Consider the following 24,012-nt stretch of genomic DNA (forward strand, 5'->3'; position numbering starts at 1 on the left):
GGACGCCACATGACAGACAAGACGCTGTCCTTTGGCGCCCTTTTCCGCAGCACGCTGCTCGGTGGTCTGGCCGCCGGGTTGGTGGCCGCGCTGGTCTCGCTGCTGGTCGTCGAGGTGCCGATCCGCAAGGCGCTGGCCATCGAGGAGGCCCGTGCCGGGGCGGGTCACTCCCATGCGGAGGCCGGGGCGGGCCATTCGCATGCGGAGGAGTTGGTGTCCCGGCCGATGCAGATCGTCGGCGGGATGCTCGCGGTGCTGATCGTGGCGCTGGTGCTCGGCGCGGTCTTCGCCGTCGCCTTCGCGCTGCTCAGGACCGGGCTGCCGGGCCGGACCGACTTCGGTCACAGCGTGGCCCTCGCGACCGCGGGCTTCGTGGCGGTGGCGCTCCTCCCCATGATCAAGTACCCCGCCAATCCGCCCGCCGTCGGTGATCCGGAGACAGTCGACCAGCGAACGCTGTTCTATTTGGCGTTCATGGCCGCGAGCGTCGCCGTGGCACTGTTGGCGCTCGCACTGCATCGCAGGCTGCCCACCACCTGGCAGGAGTCCCTGCGCGCGACCGTGACCGCGGTCGTCACCGTGGCCGCGTACGCACTGCTGATCATCGTGTTCCCGGCGAGCCCGGACACGATTCCATCGGACGTGCCCGCGGCGGTGATCTGGGAATTCCGCCTCGCCTCACTGGCGGAACTGGCCGCACTCTGGGCCACCCTCGGACTGGTCTCCGGCCTACTTCTGGAACGAGCGACCGGCACCCGCTCGGATTCGGCCAGTGCGAGGTCCGTGGCCGCGCTCTGATCCGACAGCGGACCGAAGTCGTGCGGCCGTCGACCATCGACGCCGCACGGCTTCGGTCTTTCGGGGTCGCGGCGGCAGGCCGCGCGCCTCCCTCGCTCGGCGCACAAGCGCTGGACGAAGGACTTGACCTCGGTGTTGCCCTGCGTGGTCTTGGTCTGGCCCAAGTCCCTGTGCACCAACATTCCGCGGAACTGGGCATGATGCCGCAGGTTGAACCACTCCACTTCGGTCGCGAAAACCAGCGGCTCGGCGACCCGCGTTCTTAGGCCACGATCGCGGGATAGAAGGGTTCTGCTGGGGCGCCTTGGGCTACGTCTTCGCGGGCCAGGGTGATGCGGCGGACGGCTTCGGTGAGTTGGTCCGGCGCCGCGGTGTAGGGCAGGCGGAGGAAGCGTTCCAGGGTGCCGCCGAGGCCGAAGCGGGGGCCGGGGACAAGGCGGACGCCGTGGGCGCTCGCGGCCCGGACCAGCGCGGTGCTGATCGGGGCATCCAGTTCCACCCAGAGGGAAGCGCCGCCGGGTGGTACCGCGAAGCGCCAGTCGGGGAGGGCCGCGCGCAGGGCCGTGGTCAGTGCGTCGCGGCGTTCACACAGTGCCTTCCTGCGCAGCCCCAGCAGATCATCGGAGTCCCGCAGGAGTTCAAGGGCGACAAGCTGATCGAGCACGGGACCGCACATGTCGGCGGCCAGCCGGATGGGCGCGATCCGTTGCAGCACAGCCGGGTCGGCGCGGATCCAGCCAATGCGCAGCCCACCCCATAGGGGTTTGCTCAAGCCGCCCAGGGTGATCACGCGGCCGCGGCGGTCGAAGGCGGCGACCGGGGCGGGCATGGGCACGTCGTCGAGGCAGAAGTCGACGAAGCTCTCGTCGATGACCACGTCGGTGCCCGCGGCGTGGGCGGCCTCGACCACCGCCCGCCTGCCGGGCTCGTCCATGAGGTGGCCGGTGGGATTGTGGAAGTCGGGCAGCAGGAACGCGAGTCGCGCCCTGGCCCTGGTGATCGCGTCGGTCAGCGCCTCGATGTCCCAGCCGTCGTGCGGCAGGCCGTAGCCGACCATCCGGGCGCGGGCCACCTGTAGGGCCTCCAGCGCGTTGGGGTACGTCGGCATCTCGGTGAGCACCGCGTCGCCGGGGGCGACCAGCAGCCGGAGCACCAGGTCCAACGCCTGCTGCGCGCCGTTGGTGATCATGATGTGGGCTTCGGTGGTGGGCAGGCCGCGTCGTTCATAACGCGCGGCGATCGCGGCGCGCAGTTCGGGCAGGCCGAGCGGGAAGTAGCCGTGGGAGCCCGCGTAGACATGGATGTGCTCGGCGGCCTCCCGGATCGCGTCGGCCAGCCGCGGCGGCGCGGGATGGGTCGCGCAGCTGAGGTCGATCACCTCGCCCTCACCGGTGGCGACCCACTGTCCGCTGGGGTGCACCTCGCGACCGGGCGGCAACGCCGTCCAACTGCCCGCGCCCTTGCGGCTGAGCAGGAACCCGGCGTCGCGCAGCCCGCTGTAGGCGGCGGTGATCGTGTTGCGGCTCACGCCGAGCACGTCGGCGAGTTCGCGTTCGGCAGGCATGCGGACGCCGGTCGCCAGCCGGCCGTCGATGATCAGGCCGCGCAAGGCGATGGCCAGGGTGAGGTATGTGCTACGGGCGGCACCGGTGTGCCAGTTCGCGAGCAACCGGGCCAATTGGGAACCGCTTGCTCGAGTATTGGCACCCATATCAGGCCACTTTCTTGAGATTGGCTCTCCAAATCGTGGAGATTGGCCCCCAGAGTGGCTCCTATGGGCCTCAAAGACAAGGTGTCCGGTCGGAAAATGCCCCGGCGACTGATCCAACTGTTCCTCGGTCTGGTGCTCTACGGCTTCAGCATGGCGATGATGGTCGAATCGAGCCTGGGCCTCGACCCGTGGGACGTGTTCCATCAGGGCCTCGCCGAGCACACCGGGCTGCGTTTCGGTTGGGTGGTCAACATCGTCGGAGCAGTCGTGCTGCTGCTGTGGATTCCGCTGCGGCAGCGCCCGGGCATCGGCACCGTCAGCAACATCGTGGTGATCGGCTTCGCCGCGGATGCGGGCCTCTATCTGCTGCCCGTACCTGAGGATCTGTGGCTGCGGGCGGTGTTCCTGGTCGGCGGCATCGTCCTCAACGGAATCGCCACCGGCGCCTACATCGGCGCCAACCTCGGCCCTGGGCCGCGAGACGGCCTGATGACCGCTTTGGCCGCTCGTGGGCACTCCATCCGCGTGGTGCGGACCGCCATCGAGGTAACCGTCCTGGGAGTCGGCTACCTCCTCGGCGGCACCGTCGGCCTCGGCACCGTCCTGTACGCGGTCGGCATCGGGCCACTCGCGCACATTTTCATCCCGCTGCTCAGCATCAAGAACGCGCCGCGCGCAGCCGCACCTGCCGAGTCGTCCGATCCCGGCCTTGGACAACAGCCGCGTGGCAGGCTCGACTCACCGAAGGCGGCACCATCGACGTCGAGGAGCACGACGGGCAGTCGCACCGGCCTGACCACGCATTCGCCGAGCACCAGACGCGATCTTCCCGTCTCCCAGGAACACGATGGGCCCTTGGCTACCAGCCGCCAGTCCCTCGGTATGGCGGGCGAGCGGGTGCTGCCGATGGCGATGGGCGAGGAGTTCGGCCCCTCCGACGGAGAACCAACGGCGGCGCCGAAGCCCGCCGACTGATCGGCCCATTGCACCGCGGGGCGGCAGGCCCGAACCCAGCAGGGCAGGTGCGGTGATCCCCGGGACGTTCCGGATCTCCATCATCCATCGGAGAAGGACTCACCGACCGGCGTGGCCTCCGCCGTCGCGGCGGGCTGCATGACTCGGGAGTACCTGCCGTACGCGCTCACGCCCTCGATCCTGTGGGCGCCCCATGCCGTCGACGACGGACTACTTGCCGCCTGGAGACGAGCGACGCGCCCTTCGCCGCGGTCACGCGGCGACGCCGGGTCGCCGACCACCCGCCCGCCGCGTTGGCGCGAGGCAGGCTGGGCACGGAATTGGCTCCACGCGGTGTTTCGGCGAGCCCACCCTGTCATCCCGGCCTGGCCCGACCAACAACCAGCCGCCGACCCAGGCGACCAACATGCCCAGACCGCCCATCGCCCCGGAACGCGGCGGCCATTTCGCGGGTGCTGTGCAGCGACGGCTCGCCGATCAGCGGACTTTCCCGCCGCCGACCCAGACGACCAGCGTGCCCCCGACCTCCCATCGCCCCGGAACGCGGCGGCCGTTTGGCGGGTGTTGTGCAGCGACGGCTCGCCGATCAGCGAACTTTCCAGCCGCTGGCCCAGGCGACCAACGTGCCCGACCGCCCATCGTTCGCGGAACGCGGCGGTCGTTTGGCGGGTGTTGTGCGGCGACGGCTCGCCGATCAGGGGAACTTTCTAGCCTCCGGTTGGTGCGTGGCGGAGGAGCGGGCCGAGTTTCACGCCGTCCAGTTCGGTGACGTAGGTGGCACCGAAAGCCGTGGCGGGGGTGTGCGCGCCGGGCTTGACGGTGGCGATGCGGGTGGCGATGCGGACGGTGGAATCCGCGGTGAGGGCGTAGCCGTTGGGGGCGGTCAAGGTGGCGGAGACCTCGGCACCGGCGGCGTTGCGGACCTGCGCCCACACTTCGCTTCGGCTACCGGTGCGGCTGCGTTCGTTGGGGCCTGAGACCGTCCAGTCGATCAGCTTCTTGCCGATCTTCTGCCCCAGCGAGGTGCGGAGGAACGGCTTACCCAGGTTTTGCAGACGGCGGGCCGAGCCTGCGGAGCCCGGTACCCGGGTGTAGGTGGTGATGGTGGGGATTCCGGTGCTGCGGTAGGCGCTGGCCAGATCTCCCCACGGGATGGAGATCACCGAGCGCTCGCCCGAGGGGAAGCCGACGGTGCGGGACTTCCAGGCGGGCGGGACGGTGCGCAGCACACCGTCGACGCGGGCCCGGCCGCCCTGCGAGCCGCCCTCCAGCATGCTCTTCATGGTGCCGGGACTGATCCCACCGCCCGCCACGAAGGCCAGTTCCAGCGAGGTCGCGTCGGGGAGTTCCGCGGCGACGGTGGCGGCCAGGCAGTCGGTGGGCACCACGTCGAAACCGGCGCCGGGCAACAGCACCACGCCCGCCGCGACCGCGGCCTCGTGCTGGGCGAAGACCTGTTCGAAGACGTCCACCTCGCCGGTGATGTCCAGGTAGTGGGTGCGGGATGCGATGCAGGCAGCGACCATCGGGGCCGAGGTCGCCGAGAACGGGCCCGCGCAGTGGGCCACCGCATCGATGTCCGAGAGGGCCGCGAGCAGCGCGGTGTGATCGGCCAGGTCGGCGATGCGGTAGTCGAGGCCGAGTTCCGCGGCCAGCGCGGCAACAGGGCGTTCGGAGCGGCCGGCGAGAATCGGGCGTTCGCCCCGTTCGACCGCCAACCGGGCCACAAGTTCACCGGTGTAACCGTTGGCTCCATAAATCATCCACGCCATATCGGCGGAGTTTAGGTGACACGGTGTCAAGTTACCAGTGGGTAACTCATGGGAACGTTGGGCCACGCGCGTGATCGGGTGCGTCGATGACCTCGGACTTGTCGCAGAATCGCCAGGTGGCAGGCTAGTTTTGGACCGTGGCCAGACATCGGCGACCCGCCAGCCAGACCGCCTCTCGTGCGGTCACCGCCGCCGCGTTGATCACGCTCGCGCTGGGGGCGATCGGGGCGGTGGTGGCCATGCTGTCACTGCTGCCGCTCGGCATGGCAGGCGGCGGCTGCGCGGCGTCCACCACCCGGCCGATCTGCTCCGACACCGTGCAGCTCATCACGGTATGGCTGCCGTTCCTCGGCTTGGGCGTCGGGCTGATCGTCAGCGTGTTCGGCGGCGCCACGGCCCGCGACCGCAACGCCTCCCCGGTGCAGTGGGCGATCAACGGCTGGCTGATCTTCGCCCTCAGCCTGGCCGCCGCCTTCGTGCTGGCCACCTGGCCCTGAGCGCCCTCGGCCGCAGGGCCACCTCCTTCGAGACGCCTTCGCATTGTGCAGTGCCAGAACGGGATCAGCGGCGTCTGCGACAGTCAAGGTCTGGCTCGGGTCCCGCCGACTTGGCCTGTGTCCGCTTTATCCGCGAGCATGGACGGCGATGACCCCCACTGACTCGGTTCCCCAGCGCGCCTATGGCGGCAGGTCGGCGGCTGATCGCCGCGCCGAACGCCGCGAGCGCCTGATGGACGCAGGCATCCAACTGTTCGGAACGGACGGCTATGTCGCGACGTCCATCGAGAAGCTGTGCTCCACGGCAGGAGTGTCGACCAGGAACTTCTACGAGGAGTTCCCCGGTCGCGAGGCGCTGCTGATCGCGCTGCACGACCGCATCCAGGCGTCGGCGATGGTCGCGATAGCCGACGCGCTGGCGGACGCGGAGAACGAAAGCTTCGCCCGGCGGGTGGAACTCGCGGTCACCGCCCACATCACCACCGTCGGATCGGACCCGCGGTGGGCGCGGCTGTCCTTTGTGGAGGTGGTGGGCGTCAGCCCGGCCGTCGAGGCGCACCGGCTGTCCCGCCGGGACCAATGGATCGCGTTCCTGGCGGCGGAAGGCGAGCGGGCCGTGACCAAGGGTGAAGCCACGCCGCGTGACTTCACCCTCGGTGCCATCGCCATCATCGGCGCGGTCAACGAACTGGTGTATCGCTGGTCGCTTGACGGCAACCGGTTCGGCTTGCCCGAGGTGATCGGCGAGGTGGTCCGACTGGCCACCGCCGTGGTTCTGGCGCCCTGACCCAAGTGACACCCACCGTGTTGATCCGACAACAAAGAGCGACCGGCAGCTCCGCGCCGCCCTCGGACAAGGGGCCTCAGGCACTCAGAGCTGGGTGTCCTCGGTGGGGAGGACCAGGCGCAGGTCTTGGCGGGTGGTGACGCCGAGCTTGTGGAGGACGCGGCTGACGTGCTGCTCGACCGTCCTCGGGGACAGGTTGAGGGTCTCGGCGATTTCGCGGTTGGTGACGCCCGCGGCGGCCAGGCGGGCCACCTCGGCTTCGCGGGGGGACAGGCGTTCGCCGTAGCCGGGGCGGCCGCGGCGGCGGGGTGGCAGGGCCGCGTGCCTGCGCAGCAGGTCTCGGCACTGGTCGGCCATGGCCGAAGCGGTGAGGGCGTCGAACATCTCCGCGGCGAGGGACAGTTCGCCGATGCCGATGTCGTCGCCGGTGGCGAGCAGGCAGCGCCCGCGTAGCTGGTGTAGCTGGGCCACCGATTGGGGGCGGCCCGCGGCGGCGTAGCGCTGGCGGGAGTCCTCGTACCGCGCCATGGCGGTGTGGTGGTCACGCTCGCGTTCGGCGATCAGGCCTTGGCAGAGCAGCACGGCGGCCACCGAGGACGGGCAGTCCAGGCCCTTGATGCCCTCCGCGTACTGGCTCGTGAGCAGCTTGGCCTCGTCCAGGCGCTCGGTGCCCGCGAACAGCTCCACCGCGATCGGCACCGCCTCCGGACCCCACACCCACATGCCGGTGTGCCGCAGCAGTTCCACGGCCTGCTCGGCGCCGCGGATCGCGGCGGGCATGGCGCCGCGGCGCGCGTCCAGCACGGCGATCAGGGCGCTGGCGGTCGCCGCGGCGGGGCGCGGCGCCAGCAGTCCACTGGCTACGTCCATTTTGGACAGGTGGGCGCGGGCGGCACGGCCGTCGCCCGCTGCCATCGCGAGGGCGCCCGCCACCAGGTGGTACTCCGAGGCGACGCGGGGCAGGTCGGTGTGCATCTCGGCCAGCGTCTCGGCGCGTTGGCGCAGGCCGGGCCAGCGGCCGGAGGCCCAGTCCAGCAAAGTGCTGGTCACGTCGAGCAGCCGCGGGATGTACTGGGACTGCGTCGGCCGTACGAGTGACTTGCCGTGGCGCAGGTAGTGATCCGCCTGCGCGTAGTGGCCAAGCCATACGGCGCTGTCGCCGACGTTGAGGCAGCCGCGCACCCACTGCCCGGCCACCTCGTCGTCCTCGGGCTCCTCCAGCAGCCGGGTGGCCAGCGCCCACCCCTCCGGGCGGCCGGTGTGGATCATCGCGGTGAGGCGGTTGACCTCGACGCGGGCCAGCACGGCGCGGCCGGTCACCTTCGGCATCAGCCGCTCCACCTCGTCGAGCCACCGCATATGGCTGTCCACGTGCTGGTGGCCGGTGTAGGCGACGGCCAGCACCGACATGGTCAGCGCGGCCAGGTCCGGTCGGGTGTCCACCAGGTCGGCGGCGCTGAGTTCCAGTTCGCGGAAGCCTGCCTGCGGCTCCCCCGCCTGTTGGAGCAGCAGCAGCCCAAGGTGGTAGCGAAGCTCGCCGCGGACCGCCTGCGGGATGCGGGGCTCGGCCAGTTGCTCCTGAAGCACCTCGATGGCGCCGGTGTCGGCCAGGCCGTTGGTGGCGACCTTGCCCAGCTTGAGTGTCAGCCGCACCTGTTCCTGCTCGGCCAGGGTGGTGTCGTCCAGCAGTTGGCGGAACAGCCGGACCGCCATGCCGACCTCGCCTACCTGCACGGCGTGGTCGGCGGCCAGTTCGCTGTGCCGCCGCCAGCCCGCACGGTCGCCCGCCTGCATGCAGTGGTGCGCGATCTGGAGGTGCGCCGGCGGATCGGTGCGCAACAGCGCCAGCGCCGCTAACTCGTGGCGGCGGTGCCGCTGCGGGCCCGCCAGGCTCTGGTGCACCGCCTCCTGGGCGAGCGCGTGCCGCAGCGCGTAGCGGTCGGGGCCCGTTTCCCGCAGCATCCCGCTGTGCAGCGCCGAGGTCAGCGCGCCACGCGCCGCGTCGGGTTCCAACTCGGCGACGGACGCCAACTCGTGCTGCGTAGCGCTGCGCGCCAACACCGCGGCCGCCTCGACCATCTGGCGGGCCTGCGGCGGCAGTCCGGCCAGCCGCTCCAACACGGCCTCCCGCAGGCCCGCGGGCACTCCGAGTTCGGCGAGCAGGCGCCTGCTGTCGGCCACCGAGGTACCGCCGCGGGCCTGCAACGCGCGCATGACCTCGTCCACCGCGAACGGCACGCCCGCGCTGCGTCGGTGCACGGCGCTGGCCAGCTCGGGGGACGCCAGGTCCGCGCCGAGCACCGCCTCGGCGAAGGCGGAGACATCCGCCTTGCTCAGCGGCGCCAACCCGAGGGTGGTGACCGCGATGGGCAACGCCGAGGCGGGCCGGGTGAGCGCCGCGCGGACGGCGTCGGTGCGTTCCTCGTCGTCCCGGTAACCCGCGATCAGCGTGAGCTGCTCGGGCATGCGGTCCACCAGGAAGCGCAGGAACTCCAGGCTCGCCTCGTCCGCCCAGTGCAGGTCGTCGAACACCAACACGACCGGCGCGGCCTGCACGATGGCCTCGCGAACGGCGCGGAAGGTGCGGTAACGCTCGGCCCTCGGGTCGCCCAGCGGGGCGGGCGCGGGCGGAAGCTGGTCGGAGAACTCGGGCAACAGCACCCGCAGCGCGCCGAGCAGGGGATTGCCCTCCGCGCTCCACAGCGGCTTGTCGATCGAGCACAGCGCGTCGATCACGGGGCCGAGCGGGAACGGCTCACGCAGCCGGTGGCAGGTGCCGAACAGCACCGTGCGGTCGGTCAGTGCGGGATGGGACATCAATTCGGCCAGCAGACGGGTCTTGCCGATGCCCGCCTCGCCCTCCAAGCGGACCACGGCGGGCGGCGCGTTCACCGCAGCGAGCAGGTCCGAAAGTGGTCTGGCGCGACCGATCAGCGGCGCCCAGCGCCCGGACTCCGGACGGGAATCCCGCGTTTCGCTCCGACGCCGAGCTGCCACACCTGGAAGGTAATGGATCTCACCCGGTGTGGCGAGCACGGCGGCGGGAAATGAGGTCCGTCAGTAACCGTAGGCGGACGGAAGTGGGCAGCTTGCGACGAAGCCATAGCCGTACCCCCGTCGTCCGGTGGCAGTACGGTTGTTCATCGCTCCTCCAGGGTGGTGTGGTCGCAGGTGGCGGTTGCGGCTTTTTCCAACTGACTTGAATATGGATGGCGGGCCGCGCGGGTGACAATCCGCACCACGCACCTATTCAATTCGGGGCCATACCTACGAAAATCGGGTTTGATGCCGTACCCCCGGGCAACCCACTACTCGTGGACGTCAACATCGCCCTGCCGGAGGTGGAGCTGTCCGGCGACTTGGTGGTCCCGGCGGACGCCGTCGGGATCGTGCTGTTCGCGCACGGTTCAGGCAGTTCGCGGCACAGCCCGCGGAACACGGCGGTCGCGGAACACCTCCAGGGGGCGGGGTTCGCGACGCTGCTGCTGGACCTGCTGACGCAATCCGAGGACTCGCAGGACGAACTGCGCTTCGACATCCCGCTGCTGGCCCGGCGACTCATCGGGGCCGTGGACAAGGTGGGCGCCGGGGAGCGGACGGCGACGCTGCCGGTGGGCCTGTTCGGCGCCAGCACCGGAGCGGCCGCCGCCCTGCTGTGCGCGGCCGCGCGACCCACGGTGCGGGCGGTCGTGTCGCGCGGCGGGCGACCCGACCTCGCCGCCGAGGTGCTGCACCGGGTGAAGGCGCCGACTCTGCTGATCGTCGGCGGAGCGGACGACCAGGTGCTCAGACTGAACCGGTGGGCCGCCAAAAGGCTGGCCGCGCCCGCGGAGTTGACAATCGTGCCGGGCGCCACCCACCTGTTCGCCGAACCGGGCGCACTGGAAGCGGTATCGGTACTCGCGGCGGATTGGTTCCGAAACCACCCATAACCGCCAGTGCACATTGCACAGTCAATCGCTGACGTCCGTGCGGCAATTCGGTGGCAATTTCACAGTAAACACCCCGAATGGTGCAGCAAATGTGCATGACTGTGCTATCCGCACATTGAAACAACGGGCGGCGGCCTGCTCAGTTCCCACAACGCAGGGGCCGATGAGCAGGCGGGCCGGGCGGACCCCGAGGGGGCTGGCTGGTCCTCAGGTCTGGCGGGCGGTACGTAGTGCGGCGAGGCGGGCCTCGGCGCCGTCCAGGCAGCGGTCCACTGTGTACAGGTAGTAGTTCTCCTCGTAGGACCGCAGCGAGGTCTCGTCAAGATCGCGGCCGCGGAGGGTTGCCGCGGCGCGGGCAAGGCCCGGGTGGTCCTCGCGATTCTCATAGGGCGCAAGCACTTCGGCCATCGCGCGGCGGGGGTCGTTCTCGTCGACCAGGGCCACCTGCGTGAAGGCGCTGTTGAGCAGGTAGGCGTAGACCAGGAAAGCCTCGTCGCCGAAGCCCGCACGGGCGAGCACCTCGACGCCGCGGTCGATGATGTGCAGCGCGGAGGCCACGCGCGGACCGCGCAGCACCAGGCGGCGGGCCACGCCAGGGTAAGCGCTGAGCACACGGCGGCCGTCGACCAGCAGCGAGCGGAACCATTCCCGCCACGGCAGGTCGTTGTCGGGCACGTGCATCTTGCCGACGACCTGTTCGGTGACCGCCTCGTGCACGGTTTCCCGGTCGCCGACGTGGTGGTAGACCACCGCGGGCCAGACGTCCAATTCGGCGGCAAGCTGACGCAGCGTCCACCCCTCCAGACCGCGCTCCGCGGTGAGCCCGCAGGCCGCTTCGACGATCTGGGCCGCCGTGATCGGCGGCAGGCCGGCAGCCCAGCGGGAACGCGCACGTGCAGGTGTCGCCATGTGAAAAACCTTAGCTTCCTGCCGAATTTCCTTGCGGAACGCAGAGGTCGTCCTAAGTTCTTGCACTTTGCTCAACCAAGCCTTCTGACCTGCGGATTCCTCGGGTTGGACTGGGAGGAAGGCAACTCGACGCAGGCCACTCACGCCGTTGCGGAGGCGGAAAGCCGCCCGCGGAACGCGTTGCTGCCGGCGTACCTCGCGGTGTTCGGCGGGTTCGCGGGCCGGCAGATCCTCACGCCGATCCTGCCGCCGCCTGCCAGGGAGTTGCGGCCGAGCGAGATCCAGATCGGGCTGGTGATGACGGTCGCCGCTGCGGTCGCGGTGTTCACCAGCACTTCTGGGGCCACGTCACGGAAACACGCGGGCGCAGACCGGACATGGCGTTGTCGCCTTGTTCGTGTTCGTGCTGGCGCACCCCGGGGTGTGTCACGTGCCTGCCGAAGGTTAAGCCCGCGCCCCGCGGCGAGTCAGTTCTGCTTGCAGCGCAAGGCAGTCGCGGGCGTAGGGGCGGTAGAACAGCAGCGTGTACACCCCGTCGATGAGTGCGAAGATCACCACGAACCAGAGGAACGTGGTCTTCATGCCGATGGCCTCGCCGAAGTAGCCGACGATGAGGCTGAGCAGCGCCCCCGCCGCGGCCTGGATGGAGTACACGAGGGCGAAGGCGGTGCCGCGGAGTTCCGGCAGGACGACCGCGGCGACGATGGGGCCGATGACGGCGAGGGTGGCGCCGCCGAGGATGGCCAGCACGGTGTTGAACGCCGCGAAGATGGCGATGTGGCCCCAGTCGATCTGGGTGGCGAAGAACGCGAACCCCGCGAACACCACCGCGATGAGCTGCTTGAGCAGGATGCGGCCGCTGCCGGGGCGGGCGCGGTGCACGCGGTCGACCACGATTCCGCCGACCACGGCGCCGAGCAGAAAACCCAGCGCGGCGGGGAAGCCGACCAGCGAGGCGGTCGCGGTGTCGAAGTGGTAGACGTCGACCAGGTACACGATGCCGAAGCTGAACAGCAGACCCGGCCCGGCGCCGATGAGCTGCTGTCCGAGCAGCAGCCCGTAGGTGGGGGTGGCGAGCAGCTCACGCATCCTGGCCACGGTGATGCGGGCATCGGCCTCGCGTTCCCGGCGGCTCAGCGCCGCGAGTTCCGGCTCCGCCGCGCCGAGACCGGGGTCGCGGAAGTACAGCAGGACGAGCACGCCGAACAGGATGTTGAGGGCGCCGGTGGCGAAGAAGCCGATCCGCCAGCCGTCGGGCACCCTGGACAGCTGGCCGACCAGCGGCCCGAGCACCGCGGTGGCCACCGCGCCGACCGCGGTGAGGTAGCCGACGGCCCGGCCGCGTTCGTGGTCGTCGTAGAGGTCGGACAGGATCTCCGAGACGATCGGGACGGCACCGGCGAAGCCCGCGGCCGCGATCGTGTAGAGCACCAGAAGCTGGGTGAAGTCCTGCGCGAAGCCTGCCGCGATGCCCCACACGCCCCAGGCCCCGCTGCACACGACCAACACGACTTTGCGGTTGGTGCGGCGGGCCAGCAGCGCCCACAGCGGGCCGAAGATCACGCCCGCCACCTTCGACACCGCGACGAAGGTGCCCAGGGCGGACAGCGGCAGACCCAGCGCGGTGCGGATCACCGGGAACAGGGTGGTGATCACGCCGGTTTCGACGTTGTCGGTGACGATCGTGCCGCTGAGCAGGCCGAGGTCCCGCAGCCGGCGTCTCTTCGGCGGACCGCCCGCGGGCGGTGGCCGGAGTTCCGGAGCGGTAGTCGACATCGGCGGCTCCCCCGAGTGAGACACGGAGCAGCCACTCTGCCTCGAATGCAGTAATGCCGCAACGTTCTACAGGTAACGCGGTGGCAACCAGTATGCGGATGCTGATTTTCGCGTTCCGAATCGGAGCAATGTTGTTGTCCGGTGTTCAACGAGCGCCCGTTAGAGGGTGACCAGGCCGAGGGCCACGATCGCCAGCGCCCACCATGCCGACAGGGGCAGCGCGAGGCGTTTCCTCGGTGCCCGCGGCATCGGCGTTTCAACTGGTCCGCGTTCGGCGGTGATGGGGACGCCGAGGTAGAAGAACTGGCCGAGGCGATTCCAGTAGTCGCGCTCGTCGCGGGCGGGGTCGTCGGGGTCGTGGCCGAGGACGGTCATGAGGTCGCGGCGGTGCAGGTCGAAAGCCACCCGGATCAGATCGCCGTAGCGCAGGGCGCCCGCCACCGCCGCCCGGTAGGCCAACCACGCCAGCAGGGTGAAGCCCCACAGGCAGGCCAGGCCCGGAGCGCCGGGCAGGTAGAGCACGGCGGCCAGTGCGAAAAGCTGCGACAGCAGCGCGAGCGTGAGGAAGCGGTCCAAGTCACTGCGGGCCTCGGCCACGGACTGCACCAACCGCTCGGGCAGCAGTTGGAACAGCCTGGGCCACAACACGGTCGGGTCGATGCCGTACCGGCTCCGCGGGTACACCTCGGCGGCCCGCAGCACGTTGCCCAGGGTGGTCGGCATGACGGCGTCCGGCCTCGTCGGGTACCGCGCGTACGACTTCCGCATCGCAGCGGGGTCGGTGCGCCCGGCCAGGGACGCCAGCCGCGTCCGGTGCCAGGGCCGACCGAGCCAGGCCATCGGTGGGAAGTAGCCCTCGAACAGCCGCAGCAACGCGATGGTCAGCCCGCCGAGGAACATCGCGGTCAGGGCGGCGACGGCGAAGAATCCCGCCACCGCCACGAGCTTGAGGTCGGCGTCCAGCGCGGAGAATCGGCGCACCGCGCCCGGCAGGCCCCAGCGGTCCTGGGCGACCAGGATGATCGCGAGCAGGCCGAACCCGAGCACGGGCAGCAGCAGGTCGAGAAAGAAGCGACGCCCGGCGATGCCTGCGGATTCCTTCAGCAGCGCTCCCAGCACGCCCTACCCCCTGCGTGGTTCGACGGCGTGCGCGGGCGGGGCGGGGTTGGCGCAGGCCTGCGGGACGTCCGGGTCGTAGAAGGCGAGGGTATTGAGGTGCCCGCAAGACGCGCAGATCACTCGAGCCGCGAGCGTCAGTGGATCACCGCCCAACTGGCCGTCGGCAACAGCACCGTGCCTGCGCTCCGGCGGCTGGTAAGCACCGGAATCGAGTAGCTCTTCGAGGACTTCGGTGGCCACCACGCCCACTATCTCCTGGTCGGACACCACCACAAGTCCGCGCGGGCGCAGGTCCAGCAGCCAGACGGCCTGGGTCTCCAGGAAGTCCCGCGCGTCCAGGTCGGCGCTCGCGACGATGACCGGCGGCAGTCCGGCGCCGGGGATGTCGTCGGCGGTGATCAGCGAGAGCACCTGACCCTCGGCCAGGACGACGCCGAAACGCTCGCCCGCCAGGTCCGGCTCGGCGGTGACGGGCAGCAGCACGAACGAGAAGTCCGCGAAATCCGCAAGAGGTGCGCGCACCGCCCACAGCGTAACGACCTCCGATGACGAACTGGACCAACCACCTGTTATGGGGTCGTTACCCAAGAGGCGATGAGTTCCGGTCGGCCCGATGGTCCAACCTGCGAAGCGTCAATACAGAACCGAAAGAGGAAGCACCATGGCCACCAAGATCTTCGTCAACCTGCCGGTAGCGGACCTGCCCAAGTCGACCGCGTTCTACACCGCGCTGGGCTACGAGCAGAACAAGGAGTTCAGCGACGACAAGGCCTCCTGCATCGTGATCAGCGAGGACATTCACGTGATGCTGCTGGCGGAGCCGTTCTTCAAGAGCTTCCACGGCAAGGACGTGGTTGACGCCAAAACCTCCTCCGAGGTCATCGTGGCCCTGTCGGCGGACTCCAAGGAGCAGGTAGACACGGTGGCGAACAAGGCGCTGGAGGCGGGCGGCTCGGCGGGCGGCTACCAGGCCGACGACGGCTTCATGTACGGCCGCAGCTTCCAGGACCCCGACGGCCACATCTGGGAGATCCTCTACATGGACCCCAGCGCCATGACTCAGGAGTCGTGAACCCCCAGGTCAACCCTCGTGAGTGGCAATCACGGTTCTAACCTCGGTTGCCACTCACGAGCCCTGACCAGGCATTTTGCCCAGAAACGCGCGCCAGCTTGCGGCGCCGAAGGCAAGCACGGGGCCGCTGCGGTCCTTGGAATCTCTGACCAACACACCTGTTGCGACCGAGCCGACCTCAACGCACTCATCGTGTGCGCTGTGGCTACTCACTCGCCAGAGGATGTCATCCTGCTCCCGCTCGGTCATCGCCAACCTCAATCCGGAGAGAGTTCCTTCGCCCGCGCCGCAATCGCCTCTCTTGATTCTGCTTCACTGAGGGCTGCTTCCGCCAGCAAATCTAGGATGGCCTGAAACTCGGCCACTTCCTCCTTCCCCTCCACAAACAGGTTGGACCGGTACTTCTCCATGAACACAACTGGCTTGTACTTGGCGGATTCCAGCAACCGGAACGAACCATTCAGCGCAGGATGGGCGCCCCACGATTCGGGAACAACTCGAATTGTGATGTAGTCGCGCACAGACATGCGAAGTAGGTGGTGGAGCTGACCAGACGTGATCTCGTCGCTGCCCACCCGGACTCGGAGGCACCAGTCCTGAATGAAGTATCGACAGCTGGGCGGATGCTTCCGATTGAAGATTTCCTGCCGAGCTAGCCGAGTTGCTACTCGGTTCTCGAGATGGGCAGCCGGAATGCTCACCAGACGGCTGATCCATGCCCGAGCATAGTCGGCTGTCTGAAGCAACCCCGGCATTGCCGCCATCTCGAATTGCGAAATTGCCTTGGCCTTCTGCTCGAGATCGATCAGCGTCCGGAGCTTCTCAGGGGTCCAGGGTGCGGCTTGCTGCCACCAGTTTTTCTCATCGACGGTGCCGCACAGGCGCACCAATCGATCGTACTCAGGGCCACCGGCAATCCCACAGACCGCTAGGAAGGCCTTCACCTCGTCAGCGTTTCCGCCCCGCTTGCCGGTAAGGAGCTTGTTCGCTCGGCCGCGACCCCACTTGAGGTGGCGCTCAATCTGAGCACCAGTGAGCTCCGCCGCCTCCATGATCTTGCGTAGTCCATCGCCCAGCTCTCGGCTGCGAATCGTTGGATCACGATCCTTCATGGATTCGAACATAGATGCCCCAGGGACAACGCAAGACCTCTTTCCAGCAGATCTCCCGGATCGGGGGTCTGCACTGTCCCGGGGACAGTCGGTCTACTTGATACTCATGGACTACGACCCCGAGACCGAGGCTTACCAGAACCTCTATCTGGAGCTGAAGAGCCACCTCAACCGGACACGCGACTTGGCCACCAAATTCACCGACCACGACAACGCGGAAATCAAAACCGCGGGCCGCGTCATCAGCAACCTCACCAACACCCTCAATCTCCTGGTGTCCGAGCATCGGCGCTATCTCGTGCCCTACTGCCGCAAGTGCGCCTGTGCATGGCCATGCCCCGTCACCAAGACCATGCTCGACACCGCCAAGACCCAGCGGCGGCACTTCGCCAGCCTCATTCCCGCCGAACCGGCTACCTTGGGGTAGGTGGATCTCGCCGAAGCGAAACAGTTCACCGCCGCCGCAATCCAGGCGATCGCAGGCGCCGAAGGCATCGACGACGACGCTCTCCCGCCGTTCGAGCCACGCCCCATCCCGCTGCTCCCCCGCACCCCGAGCGTCCCGGCCCCCGCAACGCAACCCTGCGACCTCGGCGTCATCGACGCGGCCCTGGCGATCCGGCGCGGTGAACTGACCCCCACCGAACTCCTCGAATCCTGCCTGTCCGCGATCGGCTCCTCCGAGCCGGTGATCAGCGCCTTCCCCCATCTGATCACCGACGCCGCCCGCGCACAGGCGGACCTCGCGAACGCGGGACCGCCGACCGGGGTGCTGCACGGCATCCCGTTCGCCGCCAAAGATCTCCTGGACACGGCGAACGCCCCGACCGAATACGGCAGTCCCGCGTTCGCGGGCCGTCAGCCCCGCTGGGACGCCACCGTCATCACCCGCGTCCGCGCGGCAGGCGGCATCCTCGTCGGCAAAACCCACACCCACGAGATCGCCTACGGCGTCTCCACCCCGCAGTCCCGCAACCCGTGGAACCCGGAAAAGATGACCTCCGGCTCGTCCGGAGGCTCCGCCGCCGCGCTCGCCGCCCGCAACGTCCCGATGGCGCTGGGCTCCGACACCGGAGGCTCCCTCCGCCTGCCCTCCGCCTTCTGCGGAACCACCGCCCTCCGCCCCACCTTCGGCCTCGTCCCCCGCAGCGGCGCGATGCTCCTGGCCCCCTCCTTCGACACCGTCGGCCCCATGGCCCGTTCCGCCCGCGACTGCCTGCTCCTGCTCCAGGTCCTCACCAACGACGCCCCGCCGACACCCCGATTCCCCACCGTCGACCTCCGCGAACTCCGCATCGGCGTGCTCAACCCCGTGCCGGAAGTCCCCGAGGTGCTGCGCGACCTCGGAGCCGAGGTCATCGAGGTGACCCTGCCCGCGCTGGAGATCACGCAAGCAGCAGCCAGCGTGATGGTGTTCGCCGAGGCGTCAGCGCGGTTCCGGGAGCACCTCAACCGGGGCGCACGGTTCGCGGACGACATCCAGGCGTTCCTGGAGGCGGGCCTGACCGTGCCCGTGGCGGACTACCTGCACGCGCGGCGGGTCCGGGCGGCGATCACGCGGGACTACCTCGAACTGTTCAGCCGCATCGACGTGCTGCTGCTTCCCACCAGCCCGATCAGCGATCTGCCGCACGGCATCTCCGAGGTCGACGGGGTTCCGCTGATCCCGGTGCTGACGCCGTTCACGTTCCCGGCGAGTCTCGTGGGGCTGCCCGCGGTGGCGTTCCCGTGCGGCTTCACCGACTCGGGGATGCCAGTCGGCGCCCAACTGATGGGTCCCCCGGGCACCGACGCCCTGCTCACCGCCGTTGCCGACGCGTATCAGCAGTGCACCGACTGGCACGCCCGCTCCCCGTCGCGGCCGTCCGGCTTGTGCTAGCCCCCAGGCAACACAAACCGGGCACGGGGCCGCGTCCGCGCTGTCCCCCCAGACATCGCGAACGCGGCCTCCACAGGACTGTCCGGTGATCGCTTTCGCACAGACTCCCCAGAATGCGCGAACCCGACCGCCGAGGCAGTCCGCATATAACCCGCGTTGTGATATGACGAGAGCCTCCGATGGAGGCTTCCGAATCTCACGCCTCCATCGTGGACAAGCGGCCTTGACGGCCCCTGACTGCAACCTGAACGACCAGCTTGGGAGCGGGGTGAAGTGGAGTTTCGCGTTCTGGGCTCGTTCCAGGTGTTCGACGCGAACGGTCCCCGCAATCTCGGCACCCCGCAGACCAAGGCACTGCTCGCGGTCCTGCTGATCCACTCCGGCCAGGTGCTCAGCGTCGATCGGCTGGCCACCGAACTGTGGCCGGAGGAGCAGAGCGGCGGCGACCCGCGCCCCACCATCCACACCTACGTCTCCCGCCTGCGCCGCATCCTCGACGAGGGCCGCCTGGTCACCCAGCGCCCCGGCTACGTGCTGCGCGTCGAACCGGGCGAACTGGACCTGCATCGCTTCGACCACCTGATCGCCCAAGCTCGCGCCGCCCGCAACGCAGGGGACGCGGCCGAGGCCGCCAAGCTGTTTCGCGCGGCGCACGCCCTCTGGCGCGGCGAGCCGCTGGCCGACCTGCCGCCTGCCCCCAGCCTCCTCGCCGAGGCCACTCGCCTTACCGAATACCGCCTGGCCACCCTGGACGAACTGGTTGAAACCGAACTGTCCCTGGGCAAATCGGGCGAGCTGATCGCGGAACTGACCGCCCTGGTCGACCAGTACCCGCTGCGGGAACGCTTCCGCGCCTCGCTGATGCTCGCCCTCTACCGGGCGGGCCGCCAAGCCGAGGCGCTACAGGCCTACCAGCAGGCCCGCACGATGCTCCTCGAGGAACTCGGCGTCGACCCCGGCCCGGAGTTGCGGGAACTCCACGAACGCATCCTCCGCGCCGACCCCTCACTGGGCGGCGCTCCCCTACCCGTCGACGCTCCGCCACCGCCTGCCGAGCGGGCCCGCACCCAACTGGACCACGCCGCGCAGGCCCTGGCCATCGCCGTGACCCGCCAGTGGACCGTCGAGGCGCAGTCCCGTTCCCTGCACCGCCCCGAACCGGTGCATGTGCGCTGGTCCAGCACGGGTCGCCCGGTGGCCGCCATGGCCGCCGCCGTCCTCGGCGAAGGCACGCAGGAACAACTGGCCCTCTCCGGTGACCTCCGCGATGTGGTCGGCAAGTTCCGCGGGCTGCCCGCCCGCCAGCTGGTGGTCCTGGGCGAACCCGGCGCGGGCAAGACCGTCCTGGCGATCCTGCTGACCCTGGGCCTGTTGGAAGACCTCCACCCCGACGAGCCGGTCCCGGTGCTGCTGCAACTGTCGTCCTGGGACCCCCGCCGCGAGCACCTGCACACCTGGCTGGCCAACAAGCTCGCCGAGGAGTACCCCGGCCTGGCGAACCGCGCCAATTACGGTCCCAACGCCCCCACCCGCCTGGTCGTGGAAGGCCGCGTCCTGCCGGTACTGGACGGGCTGGACGAAATGCCGCCGGGCCTGCACGCCGCCGCGGTGGACGCCCTCGACCACGCCACGGCCTCCCCCTTCGCGCCGAGGTCCGAGCCTCCCGATGAGGACACCCAGCAGCCACCCGCCACACGCCCCGCATCCGTGGGCACCACGTCCATGAGCGAGACGTTCCGGCCCGGCCGCCCCACGCCTCTGGGCCAGGCGTCCTGGCCCGACCCAGGCCCCACGTCTGCAAGCCAGACGTCCCGGCCCGACCCGCACTCCACGTCCGCGAGCCAAACGTCCCAGCCCACCCCACGCCCCACGTCCGCGAGCCAGACGTCCCAGCCCACCCCACGCCCCACGTCCGCGAGCCAGACGTCCCGGCCCAGCCCAGGCTTCGCGTCCATGAGCCAGGCGTCCCAGCCCACTTCCCGCCACGGCGACGGCACCGCCACAACACCGGAGCGCGAGGTCCGGGCGCTCACCCCGCTGATCGTCACCTGCCGCAGCACCGAATACGAGAAAGCCGTCAACCACCGCGGCGCGTTCCTGTCCCGCGCGGCCGTGGTGGAACTGGAAGCCATCGGCGTCGACGACGCGATCAAGTTCCTCATCGCCCGCCAGCGGCTCGGCGACACCCGCTGGGAACCCGTGATCGGGCACCTGCGCCGCCACCCCGACGGCCCGCTGGCGACAGCGCTCTCGACACCGCTGATGGTGGACCTGGCCCGCACCGCCTACGCCGCCCCCACCACCAACCCGTCCGAACTGTTGGAGTTCACCGAGGCAGAGGCGATCGAGGAGCACCTGCTCGACGCGTTCCTGCCCGCCGTCTACACCCACCGCCCGCCACCACCCTCGCCCGACAACCGCCCACCCCCACCCGCCTACGACCCGCAACCGGCGGAACGCTGGCTGACCTTCCTCGCCAAACGCCTGCGCGCCGCGCACACCGGCGACCTCGCCTGGTGGCAACTGGTCAGAGCCCTCCCCCCTGTGACCAGGGGCCTGCTGTTCGGCCTCCCGCCCGCCCTGATCTTCGCCATCACCGGCCTGCTCGCCGCAGGTCCCAGGGTCGGCTTGATCTACGGGCTGGCCTTCGCCTTCGCGGGCTGCGTCACCCACGCCGTCGGCACCCGGCCCGGCCCGCTGCGCGTCGAGTTCCGACTCCGCGGCAGCGGCCGACGCTTCCTGATCCGCTGCGGGATAGGCCTGGTCATCGGCATCGCCCTCGGCTTGGACTGGACGCTCGGCTTCGATTTGGTTCTGCTGCTGGCACTGGTGATCAGCCTCGCGCTGGGCGTGCACGTCTGGCTGGACGCCCCCGCCGACGCCACCCGCGTCGCGGGCCCGCTGACCGTGCTGAAACAGGACCGCTTGGCCGCGGTGGCCTACACTCTGTCGTTCGCGCTGTCGCTGGGCCTGTTCTTCGGCATGGCCTACACCTTCACCGACCAGCAGGGCATCGTTCCCGTCTTCAACGGCACCTTCGACCTGGCCATCGCCGCGGCGGGCGCCGTCGCGGGCGGACTGCTGGGCCGCTTCCTGTTCGGTCGCCTCGGCAGCATCGTCTACGCCATCGCGGGCGCGGCCGTCATCGGCGGCCAGTCCTTCCCGCCGTCACCCCCGCTGACCACGGCGCTGCTGGTCGGCGCCACCTTCGGCCTCGGCGTGGCGCTGACCGTCGGACTGTCCCGCTCCTGGGGCGCCTTCGCCCTCACCCGCCTGTGGCTGGCGGTCCGCGGCAAAACCCCGCTGCGCCTCATGCGTTTCCTCGCCGACGCCCACACCAAGGGCGTCCTCAGGCAGGCGGGCGCGGTCTACCAGTTCCGCCACGCCCGCCTCCAGGAACGCCTCGCCACCCGCACCTGACATCCTCAGCACCGTGCACGTCGAAGCGCTCCCCACCACCGACGACCCCTACGTCGAAGACGACCTGGTCGAGATCCTGCTCCGCTGCGTGGCCGACGGCGCCAACATCGGGTTCCTGGACACCCTCACCGAGCAGGAAGCCCGCCGGTGGTGGCAAGCCACCCTCAACGAGCCCAACGCCCTGACCTGGATCGCCGTGGAACCGGCCGACCCGATGCCCGATCCGCTCCTGGACGAGCGCGAAGGCCGGGTGCTCGGAGTGATCCGGCTGATCCTCGCCACCCTGCCCAACAGCCTGCACCGGGCGACCGTCGCGAAACTCATGGTGCACCCGGACTTCCGGGGACAAGGCATCGCGAGCCAACTTATGGCCGCCGCGGAGGCGGGCGCCCGAACCTTCGGCCGCTCGCTGCTCGTGCTCGACACCGCCACCGGGAGCCCCGCCGAGTCCCTCTACCTGCGCCGCGGCTGGCAGTCCGTCGGCACTGTCCCCGACTGGGCCGCCACACCCGAAGGCACCCTGGCGCCCACCACCATCATGTACAAGAAGCTCTGAGCTCAGGGCTTTCGGGCGACGCCCACGATGGCGTGGTTGTTCATCTCCGGGTTGTGGGAGAAATCGCCGGGGCCCGCTCGCCACGCGCCCGCGCCCACCATGCCGGGCTCCACCATCTCGAAGCCTTCGAAGAAGCGGGCGATCTCGTCGCGTTCACGGCAGGACAGGCGGTCGACGGTGCGGAGGCGCATCTGCTCGGCCAACTCGGCGCTGAGCGTGCGCCGGTACTCGAAACTCAGGTGTGAGATCGCCATCCAGCTTCCCGACGGCAACGCGTCGCGGTAGGTGCGAACCAAAGCCCACGGATCGTCCTCATCGGACACCCAGTGCAGCAGGGCGATGAACAGCAGACCGATGGGCCGGTCGAAATCCAGTAGTCGGGCCTCCGCACTGCCCAGGATCGACTCCGGATCACGCATATCGGCGCGCAGCGCTTCCGCGCGGTCGTTGTCCGCCAGCATGAGCTCGCTGTGCACGACGGCGATGGGGTCCTTGTCCACGTACAGCACCCGACTCGACGGGTCCACCGCCTGCACAAGCTCGTGCACATTCCCCATACCGGGAATGCCCGATCCGATGTCCAGGAACTGTCGGACACCGTGATCGGTCATGAGCCGCACCGCGCGCCGCATGAAAGCGCGGTTGATCTTGCCGAGCCGTCCGATGCCGGGCATCATCGCCTCGAACTTGCGCAACATCTCGCGGTCGGCGGCGAAGTTGTGCGCGCCGCCGAGGCTGAAGTCGTAGATGCGCGCGACATTGGGCACCGTCGGATCGATACCCGCGGGTATCCAGTCCATCGCGCCAGTCACCGGGTTCCCCGTCAGGGCTTGCGGCCGACGCCGACGATCGCGTGGTTGTTGATCTGCGGGTCGTGGGAGAAGTCGCCGGGGCCCGCACGCCAGGTTCCGACACCGGCCAGCCCGGGTTCCACCAACTCGAAGCCCTCGAAAAACGCGCCGACCTCAGCCGTGGAGCGGCAGGACAGCTGCTCACTGCTGCGGCGCTGCGTCATCAGGTCGGCCAACTGGCCGGTCAGCACGTCGCGGCCGTAGTCGCTGGACATGTGCGAGACGACGAGAAAGCTGCCCGGCGCCAGCGCGTCCCGGTAGCGGCGCACCAGCCCGTGCGGATCCTCCTGGTCGGGAATCCAGTGCAGCAGGAACAGGAACAACAGGCCGATCGGCTGGTCGAAGTCCAGCACCTCCCGCGCGACGGCGCTGTCCAGGATGCTGCCGGGGTCACGGGCATCGGCCCGGAGCACCACCGCGTCCGGGTTGTCCACGAGCAACATCTCACTGTGCGCCACCGCGATCGGGTCCTTGTCGACGTAGACCACCTTGCACCGGCTGCCGGTGCTCGCGGCGATCTCGTGCAGGTTGCCGACACCGGGGATACCCGCGCCGATATCCATGAACTGGCGGACACCGGCCTCGACCATGAAGCGCACGGCGCGGCCCATGAAGGCGCGGTTGAGCCTGGCGAAGGTGACCAGCCCCGGCATTACCTGCTTGGCGGCCTCGACCAACGCGCGGTCGGCGGCGAAGTTGTGTGCTCCGCCGAGCGCGTAGTCGTAGGCACGAGCAGGATTGGGCACCGTCGTGTCGATGCCTTCCGGCACCCACTCCAAAGGATCTGTCACCGCGTCGGCCTCCTTGTGAACGGAGCAAGGTTACCGATCCCGGAGAACACAGTTC

At 69.5% G+C, this 24,012-nt stretch carries 22 protein-coding genes; 10 read left to right on the forward strand and 12 right to left on the reverse strand.

Going from position 1 to position 24,012, the window contains the following annotated elements; translation table 11 throughout:
• The first annotated feature begins 9 nt into the window (after positions 1-9).
• Positions 10-798, forward strand: a complete 789-nt coding sequence (locus ACU6XJ_RS02905) for a CbtA family protein (RefSeq protein ID WP_476306602.1) — start codon at positions 10-12, stop codon at positions 796-798.
• Between the two features lie 262 nt (positions 799-1,060).
• On the opposite strand, the gene yczR is transcribed toward ACU6XJ_RS02905, so the two are convergent.
• The gene (gene yczR / locus ACU6XJ_RS02910) at positions 1,061-2,476 is read right to left on the reverse strand and encodes a MocR-like transcription factor YczR (protein WP_476306605.1); all 1,416 of its coding nucleotides are present in this window, start codon (positions 2,474-2,476) and stop codon (positions 1,061-1,063) included.
• A 129-nt stretch (positions 2,477-2,605) separates the two neighbouring features.
• Here yczR and yczE point away from each other — a divergent pair, with 129 nt between their 5' ends.
• The gene (yczE, locus tag ACU6XJ_RS02915) at positions 2,606-3,484 is read left to right on the forward strand and encodes a membrane protein YczE (RefSeq protein ID WP_476306607.1); all 879 of its coding nucleotides are present in this window, start codon (positions 2,606-2,608) and stop codon (positions 3,482-3,484) included.
• 707 nt (positions 3,485-4,191) lie between these two features.
• On the opposite strand, the gene ACU6XJ_RS02920 is transcribed toward yczE, so the two are convergent.
• Positions 4,192-5,256, reverse strand: a complete 1,065-nt coding sequence (locus tag ACU6XJ_RS02920; RefSeq protein ID WP_476306609.1) for a saccharopine dehydrogenase family protein — start codon at positions 5,254-5,256, stop codon at positions 4,192-4,194.
• 137 nt (positions 5,257-5,393) lie between these two features.
• Between ACU6XJ_RS02920 and ACU6XJ_RS02925 the strand changes: the two genes are divergently transcribed.
• Both ACU6XJ_RS02925 and ACU6XJ_RS02930 read left to right on the forward strand, forming a co-directional pair.
• Entirely contained in the window at positions 5,394-5,753 is a 360-nt protein-coding gene (locus ACU6XJ_RS02925) for a hypothetical protein (protein ID WP_476306611.1), read from the forward strand.
• 148 nt (positions 5,754-5,901) lie between these two features.
• On the forward strand, positions 5,902-6,540 hold the full coding sequence (locus tag ACU6XJ_RS02930) for a TetR/AcrR family transcriptional regulator (RefSeq protein WP_476306613.1): 639 nt from the start codon (positions 5,902-5,904) through the stop codon (positions 6,538-6,540).
• Positions 6,541-6,624: 84 nt separating this feature from the next.
• Here ACU6XJ_RS02930 and ACU6XJ_RS02935 read toward each other — a convergent pair whose 3' ends face one another.
• Positions 6,625-9,576, reverse strand: a complete 2,952-nt coding sequence (locus ACU6XJ_RS02935; protein ID WP_476306616.1) for an ATP-binding protein — start codon at positions 9,574-9,576, stop codon at positions 6,625-6,627.
• Between the two features lie 278 nt (positions 9,577-9,854).
• On the opposite strand from ACU6XJ_RS02935, the gene ACU6XJ_RS02940 reads away from it, so the two are divergent.
• Entirely contained in the window at positions 9,855-10,472 is a 618-nt protein-coding gene (locus ACU6XJ_RS02940) for a dienelactone hydrolase family protein (RefSeq protein WP_476306618.1), read from the forward strand.
• Positions 10,473-10,679: 207 nt separating this feature from the next.
• Here the strand turns inward: ACU6XJ_RS02940 and ACU6XJ_RS02945 are convergent, their stop codons facing one another.
• From ACU6XJ_RS02945 to ACU6XJ_RS02965, 5 genes are all read right to left on the reverse strand, one after another.
• Positions 10,680-11,381, reverse strand: a complete 702-nt coding sequence (locus tag ACU6XJ_RS02945) for a TetR/AcrR family transcriptional regulator (protein WP_476306620.1) — start codon at positions 11,379-11,381, stop codon at positions 10,680-10,682.
• Between the two features lie 140 nt (positions 11,382-11,521).
• The gene (locus ACU6XJ_RS02950; RefSeq protein WP_476306623.1) at positions 11,522-11,710 is read right to left on the reverse strand and encodes a hypothetical protein; all 189 of its coding nucleotides are present in this window, start codon (positions 11,708-11,710) and stop codon (positions 11,522-11,524) included.
• A gap of 115 nt (positions 11,711-11,825) precedes the next feature.
• Positions 11,826-13,157, reverse strand: coding sequence for an MFS transporter (locus ACU6XJ_RS02955; RefSeq protein ID WP_476306625.1), 1,332 nt, complete (start codon positions 13,155-13,157; stop codon positions 11,826-11,828).
• Positions 13,158-13,316: 159 nt separating this feature from the next.
• A complete protein-coding gene (locus ACU6XJ_RS02960; protein WP_476306628.1) occupies positions 13,317-14,276 on the reverse strand; it encodes a hypothetical protein in 960 nt (319 codons plus the stop codon).
• Positions 14,277-14,279: 3 nt separating this feature from the next.
• Positions 14,280-14,798 (reverse strand): hypothetical protein, encoded by a 519-nt coding sequence (locus tag ACU6XJ_RS02965; protein WP_476306630.1) that lies wholly within the window; start codon positions 14,796-14,798, stop codon positions 14,280-14,282.
• Between the two features lie 139 nt (positions 14,799-14,937).
• On the opposite strand from ACU6XJ_RS02965, the gene ACU6XJ_RS02970 reads away from it, so the two are divergent.
• Positions 14,938-15,348 (forward strand): VOC family protein, encoded by a 411-nt coding sequence (locus ACU6XJ_RS02970; RefSeq protein ID WP_476306633.1) that lies wholly within the window; start codon positions 14,938-14,940, stop codon positions 15,346-15,348.
• A 54-nt stretch (positions 15,349-15,402) separates the two neighbouring features.
• Here ACU6XJ_RS02970 and ACU6XJ_RS02975 read toward each other — a convergent pair whose 3' ends face one another.
• Complete coding sequence (locus tag ACU6XJ_RS02975) at positions 15,403-15,597, reverse strand: DUF397 domain-containing protein (RefSeq protein ID WP_476306635.1); 195 nt, start codon at positions 15,595-15,597, stop codon at positions 15,403-15,405.
• Positions 15,598-15,605: 8 nt separating this feature from the next.
• A complete protein-coding gene (locus ACU6XJ_RS02980; RefSeq protein WP_476306637.1) occupies positions 15,606-16,460 on the reverse strand; it encodes a DUF5753 domain-containing protein in 855 nt (284 codons plus the stop codon).
• Positions 16,461-16,566: 106 nt separating this feature from the next.
• On the opposite strand from ACU6XJ_RS02980, the gene ACU6XJ_RS02985 reads away from it, so the two are divergent.
• The 4 genes from ACU6XJ_RS02985 to ACU6XJ_RS03000 all read left to right on the forward strand — a co-directional run bounded on the left by ACU6XJ_RS02985 (position 16,567) and on the right by ACU6XJ_RS03000 (position 22,315).
• Positions 16,567-16,887 carry a hypothetical protein gene (locus ACU6XJ_RS02985; RefSeq protein ID WP_476306640.1) on the forward strand — a complete coding sequence of 107 codons (321 nt, stop codon included), beginning with the start codon at positions 16,567-16,569 and terminating at the stop codon, positions 16,885-16,887.
• Positions 16,888-18,339: an amidase gene (locus ACU6XJ_RS02990; protein WP_476306643.1), complete on the forward strand. Its 1,452-nt coding sequence runs from the start codon at positions 16,888-16,890 to the stop codon at positions 18,337-18,339. It abuts the gene before it with no gap.
• A gap of 273 nt (positions 18,340-18,612) precedes the next feature.
• Positions 18,613-21,759, forward strand: coding sequence for a BTAD domain-containing putative transcriptional regulator (locus ACU6XJ_RS02995; protein WP_476306645.1), 3,147 nt, complete (start codon positions 18,613-18,615; stop codon positions 21,757-21,759).
• A 13-nt stretch (positions 21,760-21,772) separates the two neighbouring features.
• On the forward strand, positions 21,773-22,315 hold the full coding sequence (locus ACU6XJ_RS03000) for an N-acetyltransferase family protein (RefSeq protein ID WP_476306647.1): 543 nt from the start codon (positions 21,773-21,775) through the stop codon (positions 22,313-22,315).
• A gap of 2 nt (positions 22,316-22,317) precedes the next feature.
• Here the strand turns inward: ACU6XJ_RS03000 and ACU6XJ_RS03005 are convergent, their stop codons facing one another.
• Positions 22,318-23,127, reverse strand: a complete 810-nt coding sequence (locus ACU6XJ_RS03005; protein WP_476306649.1) for an SAM-dependent methyltransferase — start codon at positions 23,125-23,127, stop codon at positions 22,318-22,320.
• 11 nt (positions 23,128-23,138) lie between these two features.
• On the reverse strand, positions 23,139-23,957 hold the full coding sequence (locus ACU6XJ_RS03010; protein ID WP_476306651.1) for an SAM-dependent methyltransferase: 819 nt from the start codon (positions 23,955-23,957) through the stop codon (positions 23,139-23,141).
• Positions 23,958-24,012 lie beyond the last annotated feature (55 nt).

The organism is Actinorectispora metalli, from assembly GCF_056323685.1.

Bases quoted from the DNA above. Each gene is read 5' to 3' on its own strand.
- ACU6XJ_RS02905 (WP_476306602.1), top strand. From the start codon at position 10: ATGACAGACAAGACGCTGTCCTTTGGCGCCCTTTTCCGCAGCACGCTG.
- yczE (WP_476306607.1), top strand. From the start codon at position 2,606: ATGCCCCGGCGACTGATCCAACTGTTCCTCGGTCTGGTGCTCTACGGC.
- ACU6XJ_RS02920 (WP_476306609.1), bottom strand. From the start codon at position 5,256: ATGGCGTGGATGATTTATGGAGCCAACGGTTACACCGGTGAACTTGTG.
- ACU6XJ_RS02930 (WP_476306613.1), top strand. From the start codon at position 5,902: ATGACCCCCACTGACTCGGTTCCCCAGCGCGCCTATGGCGGCAGGTCG.
- ACU6XJ_RS02945 (WP_476306620.1), bottom strand. From the start codon at position 11,381: ATGGCGACACCTGCACGTGCGCGTTCCCGCTGGGCTGCCGGCCTGCCG.
- ACU6XJ_RS02955 (WP_476306625.1), bottom strand. From the start codon at position 13,157: ATGTCGACTACCGCTCCGGAACTCCGGCCACCGCCCGCGGGCGGTCCG.
- ACU6XJ_RS02970 (WP_476306633.1), top strand. From the start codon at position 14,938: ATGGCCACCAAGATCTTCGTCAACCTGCCGGTAGCGGACCTGCCCAAG.
- ACU6XJ_RS02975 (WP_476306635.1), bottom strand. From the start codon at position 15,597: ATGACCGAGCGGGAGCAGGATGACATCCTCTGGCGAGTGAGTAGCCAC.
- ACU6XJ_RS02980 (WP_476306637.1), bottom strand. From the start codon at position 16,460: ATGAAGGATCGTGATCCAACGATTCGCAGCCGAGAGCTGGGCGATGGA.
- ACU6XJ_RS02985 (WP_476306640.1), top strand. From the start codon at position 16,567: ATGGACTACGACCCCGAGACCGAGGCTTACCAGAACCTCTATCTGGAG.